This window comes from bacterium, from assembly GCA_035281585.1.
Taxonomy (GTDB): Bacteria; UBA10199; UBA10199; order DSSB01; family DSSB01; genus DATEDP01.
Genome location: DATEDP010000162.1, coordinates 1 through 6534, shown reverse-complemented (window position 1 = coordinate 6534; position 6534 = coordinate 1). Strand labels below are relative to the sequence as shown.

At 58.8% G+C, this 6534-nt stretch carries 7 protein-coding genes; 2 read left to right on the top strand and 5 right to left on the bottom strand.

The features are described from left to right. Both VJR29_14445 and VJR29_14440 read right to left on the bottom strand, forming a co-directional pair. The coding region (locus VJR29_14445; GenBank protein ID HKY64602.1) for an AAA family ATPase at window positions 1-161 on the bottom strand (161 nt) is incomplete at its 3' end. Between the two features lie 81 nt (window positions 162-242). Then, window positions 243-2579, bottom strand: coding sequence for a hypothetical protein (locus VJR29_14440; GenBank protein HKY64601.1), 2337 nt, complete (start codon window positions 2577-2579; stop codon window positions 243-245). A gap of 205 nt (window positions 2580-2784) precedes the next feature. On the opposite strand from VJR29_14440, the gene VJR29_14435 reads away from it, so the two are divergent. After that, window positions 2785-4023, top strand: a complete 1239-nt coding sequence (locus tag VJR29_14435) for a replication-associated recombination protein A (protein ID HKY64600.1) — start codon at window positions 2785-2787, stop codon at window positions 4021-4023. A 129-nt stretch (window positions 4024-4152) separates the two neighbouring features. On the opposite strand, the gene VJR29_14430 is transcribed toward VJR29_14435, so the two are convergent. The 3 genes from VJR29_14430 to VJR29_14420 are packed head-to-tail and all read right to left on the bottom strand — an operon-like array spanning window position 4153 to window position 5491. After that, window positions 4153-4467 carry a putative quinol monooxygenase gene (locus VJR29_14430; protein HKY64599.1) on the bottom strand — a complete coding sequence of 105 codons (315 nt, stop codon included), beginning with the start codon at window positions 4465-4467 and terminating at the stop codon, window positions 4153-4155. Continuing rightward, window positions 4467-4859: a lactoylglutathione lyase gene (gene gloA / locus VJR29_14425; protein HKY64598.1), complete on the bottom strand. Its 393-nt coding sequence runs from the start codon at window positions 4857-4859 to the stop codon at window positions 4467-4469. Before gloA ends, VJR29_14430 begins: the two co-directional genes overlap by 1 nt. Window positions 4860-4861: 2 nt before the next feature. Then, a complete protein-coding gene (locus VJR29_14420; GenBank protein HKY64597.1) occupies window positions 4862-5491 on the bottom strand; it encodes an O-methyltransferase in 630 nt (209 codons plus the stop codon). Window positions 5492-5728: 237 nt separating this feature from the next. Here VJR29_14420 and VJR29_14415 point away from each other — a divergent pair. Further along, on the top strand, window positions 5729-6534 hold an 806-nt coding region (locus VJR29_14415; GenBank protein ID HKY64596.1), incomplete at its 3' end, for a hypothetical protein.

Sequence of the window (6534 nt, the reverse complement as noted above, 5' to 3'; positions counted from 1 at the left end):
GTCTCGGCGTCGGCCTTGGCGCCGAGGGCGAAGGCCAAGGCGGTCAGGAGGATGGATTTGCCGGCGCCGGTTTCGCCGGAGAGAACATGGAAGCCTTCGCCGAATTCGACCTTGAGGGATTCGACGATGTTGAAATTCTTGATGTGAATTTCGGCGAGCATGCGGGCCTCATTGGCGTCTTTTCGTCAATGAGAGCTAGGCCAAGACAGGCCCCGATGTCGACGCTTTTTTATCCAAGCCGATTATTGGGCCTTGAGGCAGCAGTCCGTGTAAGCCGATCCATGATTGATCCCCAAGTGAATGGGGTTGGTAAAACCCTCGGCGCAAAGGATCGGTTGATAAGTAGTCCCCCATAATGCATCGAGCTCCGCTCCTTGTTGTCGGCAAAGGAATCCCGCATCCTGGTTCAGAATGATGTATCCGGCCGGGCATTGCTTGGCCTCGGGAGAAAAGGTCCCTTTGCATTGGAAAGTTACCGGACTGGTCTCGGCATAACCCGTCGTCCCGGCGGGGCAACGCCCCTGGGAAATGGCTTGCTCGATCGTCATGCTGACGGGGTGAATGCAGGAGAAGGATTCCTGAACCGTGAGACCGTCGGAAGTCGTGGCGCCGACTTGATACCGGGGATCGGGGCAAGCCGATGAGTTATAAAGAGTGCCCCCCTTGCAATGAGTTGGATCGGCGCTCCCGGTGGTGGGAGTAGCGCTGGAGACGGTTGGGCTGCCCACGATGCGATTTCGCTCGGTCGTCACGCCTTCGGGTCCGATAAAAATTGCCGTCGCCGCGCTATGGCCTTGGTCGGTGTGCTGAACATTGCCCAAAAATAGGGTCTCGCCCTGCCAGTTGCTGGCGCCGGCCGCCTTGACGAAGTGGTGCAGATACGCCCGGCCCGAACCCGCTTTCTCGTAGTTCGGACCGCCCCATTCGCCGGCGAAGAGGTGGAGATTGCCCTCGGCATCGGCGACGGCGGCCGGCGAGTCCAAGACCGCGGTGCCGTCAATTCCGTTGGGATAAAGCACGCTCCAAGCCGGGTTATTCGAGCTCTTAAAAGCGTGGACGACCGTTCCCGGCCCATGCCTTCGAAAGAAGACATGGGTTTTCTGGTCGTTGGGCGTCACGGTGACCCCTAGCCAATTCTCCACCGCCATGCTGGCTTGAATGTCGACCAAGCGTTCGGCGGTGACATTGTGGTTCTCCAACACCCAACGGTAAGGGCGGTAATTCTCCCCGAGCCCATAGAGCTCTCTTTTCCCTTCGGCACCGAAAATGGCTTTGGGGGAGCTCGTCAAGCGGCTCACGTTACCACTGGCGTAGTAGGTACCGCACCAACCGGCGCCCTCCGGGGTGCCGGGAGTATCGATCGAATGGAGAATATGGTTACCTCCAGCCACGCCAAAGCTATGAACTGTCGCGGCTTGGCTTCCTGAGGCCGGTTCCATGACGAGATGAGACGGCGAGAGATCGAAAAGGGCATGGTCACAGGCATCGTCCAGCCCGAGATCTTTCAGAAAATCGAAAGGTAAAAGATAGTCGCCTTCGGGATCCCCCGGATTGGCGTACCAGGTGATCTCGACCAAGCCATTGTCATCATAAGACTTACCGGTCGGATTGCTTCCCGCATTGAAATAAATCGAGGAGATCGACCTCTCGCCTCCTCCCGGCAAAGCAAGGCTGCTGGTATAGATCGTCGGGTTAAAATGAACTCGGTCTTTGTAATACTGATTGTCGGCCCCGCAGAAATAAGCTCTCTGATCAAAGCGATCGGCATCGCAGTGCATCGCATGCACCGAACCCGCCCCGCCCACATCGCCGCCGTCTTTCACATAAGCCACCATGTTCAAGGTCTTGCTCGGCTTGTGGTAATCCACCGAGATCGGATGATCGGCCCGCATCTGAAGCTGGTGGAACCAATAATTGCTCCCCCACAGGTTGCCGCCCGGCGGCGCCATCCAATGGCAGACCTTGCCTTGATTCTGCTCGTCCAAGCAGCGGGCGAAGACGTGGATTCCACCGTTGAGATCAAAGTCGGCCTTGCTGATGGGGCCGGAAAAGACGTCGTCGCAGGCCGGAGCGCCCTCGATCACCTCGCCGACCCAGGAATAATTGGTCGCGTTGAAGCGGCTCTGGATGTCCTCACAGGCGAGCTCGGGCAAGGCGGCCGAACAGGCGCAATACTTTTGGGTGTCGGTCTGGGCTTTTTCGGTGCGCAGCCAATTGGAAAGGGTCGTGACGGTCGGCGGATCGTCTTGGCCGGTGGCAAGCAGGGCTTTCCACAATTCTTTGCCCTCTTCGCCGGTCAAGCGCAGCAGGCATTGAACTCGGGTGGCGTTGGGATCTTCGCCGGGCATGCAGGCGACGACTCGAGCGCATACGTCAGCCAATAATTCTTGGGGCGCGTTGTTGCCAGGATCGGAGCAGGTCTCGACCACATCGGCGGCGCCGGTCAAATTCACTCCGCTAATGGGAATGGTGCCGACTCGCAGATTGTCCCAAAGCCCGGCCCTGGCTTCCGGCGAGATGGCCACTAGTGTGATGAATGCGAAAAGAAAAGACCAAGGCCCCGACCCTACTGCCTTCATAACCCCTCTCTCTCGATGCCCCTTGAATGCTCAAATACTGCAAAAGTGGTACCTGACGCCCCAAGCTAAGTCCTCGATATTATTGAATAATAATTTTATTTTCCAACGGGTTGTCGATCATTTTGAGAATCGATTTTGATTTTTCTCAAATTGAATCAAGGGCAAAGACGTTGCCGAGACAGCCGGCACGGGCTAATCCTGAAGAATGGCCGATCTATTCGATCATGCCGCGGAAGCGGCCCGGCAAGAGCAAGCCCCGCTGGCCGAGCGACTTCGACCCCGTAACCTTGAAGAGGTGGTAGGGCAGAAAAAGCTCGTCGGCGCCGATGCGCCGCTTCGAGTGCTGATCGAGAAGGACCGGCTTCCCTCGCTGATCTTCTGGGGCCCGCCGGGCAGCGGCAAGACCACCTTGGCCCGGGTCATCGCCCAACACACTCAGGCCAAATTCGTGGCGCTCTCGGCGGTATTGTCCGGCGTCAAAGACCTGCGCGAAGTCGTGGAGCAAGCCAAGGCCGATTTCAAATTCTCTCGGAAAAAAACCATCGTCTTCATCGACGAGATCCACCGCTTCAACAAGGCCCAGCAAGACGCCCTCCTCCCCCATCTCGAGGCCGGCACCATCACTTTGATCGGAGCCACCACCGAGAATCCTTCCTTCGAGGTCATCGGCCCCCTGCTCTCCCGGGCCCGGGTCTTCGTCCTCGAGGGTTTGACCGAGGAGGATTTGAAAGCGCTGATCCGACGGGCCGAGGAAGCGATGGGAGCCAAGCTCGAGGCCGAAGCCGCGGCCCTCCTCCTCGAATTCGCCGCCGGCGACGCCCGGCGCCTGCTCAACACCTTCGAGATCGCCGCCAATTTGGCCGCGCCCGATCCGAACATCGATCTCAAGATTGTCGAGCAGGCGGCCCAGCACAAGACCCTGCTCTACGACAAGGGCGGCGAGGAGCATTACAACCTGATCAGCGCTTTCATCAAAAGCATGCGCAATTCCGACCCCGACGCCGCGGTCTATTACCTGGCCCGGATGTACGAGGCCGGCGAGGACCCGCTCTATTTGGCGCGGCGGATGGTGATCTTCGCCTCCGAAGACGTCGGCTTGGCCGATCCGCAGGCCTTGCAAGTCGCGATCGCCGCGATGCAAGCCTATGATTTCGTCGGGCGGCCCGAGGGCTGGATTCCTTTGAGCCAAGCCGCGATCTATTTGGCGCTCGCCCCCAAGAACAACAGCAGCTACCTGGCCTATGCCGCGGCCAAGGCCGAGATCGGGCATTCCGGCCCGCTGCCGACGCCGCTCCACGTCCGCAACGCGCCGACCAAGCTGATGAAGGAGCTGGGCTACGGCAAGGGCTATCGCTACGCCCACGACGACGCCAAGGCCAAGGAAGAGATGGATTGCCTGCCGGAGAAATTGAAGGGGAGGAAATTTTTCGTTCCGAAGGAATAGAATGTTTTCGCCGCGATGTCATCCTGAGCGAAGCGAAGGATCTGCGACTGGCCAAGCAGCTTTGGATCTCCAAAGCCCCTTCGTATCCTCGGAATCCCATTAGCTGAACGAAGAGAATGGATCTTTCGCTCAGGATGACGGGTCTTCCCCTTCCGGCAAAAAATTCCGATAAGCCACCGCGAAGGAAGCCGCCACCAAGGCCGAGGAATCCTCCAAAAACCGCTTCAGCTCCTCCGAAGCCAAATGCCGGTCCAAGCTCGCGCGGTCGCGCCAGCGGATCTGGAGCAGAAAACGGGTCGCCGCGTCGAAGGATTGAAAGAGCTCGTAGCTGAGACAGCCCTCGGCTTGGCGGCTCTGGAGGACGAAAACGCTGAGCCGGCGCTCGAGCTCGGCCTCGCGGCCGGCCGGAGCCTCGATGATCAGGAGGTTCGCGAGCACCGCCATCAATCTCTCCTCTTCGGGCTCAAGAGCTCGATGCGGTAACCGTCGGGGTCTTCGGCAAAAGCCAAGATCGATTCGCCGTGCTTCATCGGCCCGGCCTCGCGGACGATCTTCCCGCCGCGAGCCTTGATCTTCTCGCAGGCGGCATAGACGTCCTCGACCTCGATGGCGATGTGGCCGAAGGCATTGCCCAACTCATAGCTCGGCGTATCCCAGTTATGGGTCAGCTCGAGGACGGTGTTGGCGCTCTCCTCGCCGTAGCCGACGAAGGCCAGGGTGAAGCGGCCTTCGGGGTAGTCCTTCTTGCGCAGCAGCTTCATGCCCAGGACCTCGGTGTAGAAACGGAGCGAGTTTCCCAGATTGCCGACTCGGATCATGGTGTGAAGCAGGCGCATGTTCACCTCTTGAGGCTCAGGCTCAGCCCGTCGCGCAGCGGCAAGATCGAGCTGAAGAGCTGGGGATGGGCATAGATCTTCTCGTTGAACTTCCGGACGCCCTCGGTCTCGCGGCTGTGGTCCTCGGGATCGAGGATCCGGCCCGACCAAAGGGTGTTGTCGGCCAGGAAGAGCCCGCCGGGCTTCAGCTTGGGCACCGAGAGGTCGAGGGCCTTGGGATAATCCTGCTTGTTGATGTCGCAGAAGATGAGGTCGAAGGGGCCTTGGTAGCGGTGGAAATTCTCGAGCGCGCTGCCGACCTCGTAAATGACCTTGTGGCGGAGCTTGGCCCGATCCAAAAAGCGCATCCCCTCTTCGGCCTTGGCCTTGTCGAACTCGGTGCAGATCATCTGGCCATTCTCGGGCAAGGCCGCGGCGATCCAAAGCGCGCTGTAGCCGAAGCCGCTGCCGAGCTCGAAGACGGTTTTGGCGCCGGCGATTTTCACGATCTGATAAAGCACCCGCCCGACCAAGGGGCCGATGATCGGAAAATTTCGCTCCGCCGCCAAGGCCTCGACCTCGGCCACGATGGGCGGGCTGTCGGGAGTGATTTCGCGAAGGTAGTGATCGATCTCGGGTGAGGGGAAATCCATCGCGCCAAGATAGCCAAGGCCGCCAAGCCTTGCCAAGTTTTGCTTTCAGAGCTGTCGCCTCGACCCCCCAAAAGCGGTTACGAACTGTGAACTTTAAGAAGTATTCGCATGGCTGCCAGGATCCGGGGCGTCAATAATATATTATTAAAATCAATAACTTAAATAGATTCCGTCACTTGGTATTCCTCTTGTAATAACCATAGTGGACCCTGGGGAGGGTCATCGAAGGGGAGCCATATGGGTGATTTCTTTTTAGACAGCATTTACCGCCTCCGCGACTACTTCACGGAACAAAGCGCCACAGCCAAGGACGAGGAGCCGATCGGTCCGGTCGACCTCGAATGCGAGGAGATCGAGCGAAAGCACCAAAGCGCTTTTCTCTTCCGGGACCCCTATCGCTATTACTTGGAAGATAAGCTGGTCCAATGCCGAGCCCGCAGCGAAGGCTGGGCCGAGGCGAAACGCGAAGCGGAGCCGAAGCGGAGCTCCTTTCTCTCCAACCTGTTTTCCAGCGATGACGAGCGCAGCTTCGTCGGCATGGGCTTGTTGGTCTTCTGTCCCTGGCTGGTTCCGCTAGCCAAAGCTCAAGCCAGCCTGCCTCTGCCCGACTTCGTCAAGGATCTGAACCTCTCCTTCGACGGCTTCCTGGAATCCTTCAAGGCCTTCAATCAGAAAACCGCCGAGAACCGCAAAAAATTCGAGGAGGAGATCGAGGGCGCCATTCGCAATCCGGCCTTGGATGATCTCAACCAGGGCGACCTCTTCGTCTTCGACGAAGCCGGCCTCAATGACTTGATCACCGAGCTTTTGAGCCAGGGAAAACAGAAGGTCCGCAACGTCAAGGTCAAGATCGACGGCGACCGCCTGAAGATCTCCGGCGAATACGATCATTGGGCCGGCTGGATCGACTTCACCGCCGTGGCCGAATTCGAGCAGAAGAACGGCGAGAGCAGCGGCTATGTCAAGAAGGTCGAAGCCATCGGCATGGATTTGACCGACAACGTCAAGAACGACCTGCTCGCCGCCTTCCGCAATTTCGGCTT

Excerpts from the sequence above, each read along its gene's own strand:
- VJR29_14440 (HKY64601.1), bottom strand. The coding sequence starts at position 2,579 with ATGAAGGCAGTAGGGTCGGGGCCTTGGTCTTTTCTTTTCGCATTCATC.
- VJR29_14435 (HKY64600.1), top strand. The coding sequence starts at position 2,785 with ATGGCCGATCTATTCGATCATGCCGCGGAAGCGGCCCGGCAAGAGCAA.
- VJR29_14430 (HKY64599.1), bottom strand. The coding sequence starts at position 4,467 with ATGGCGGTGCTCGCGAACCTCCTGATCATCGAGGCTCCGGCCGGCCGC.
- gloA (HKY64598.1), bottom strand. The coding sequence starts at position 4,859 with ATGCGCCTGCTTCACACCATGATCCGAGTCGGCAATCTGGGAAACTCG.
- VJR29_14420 (HKY64597.1), bottom strand. The coding sequence starts at position 5,491 with ATGGATTTCCCCTCACCCGAGATCGATCACTACCTTCGCGAAATCACT.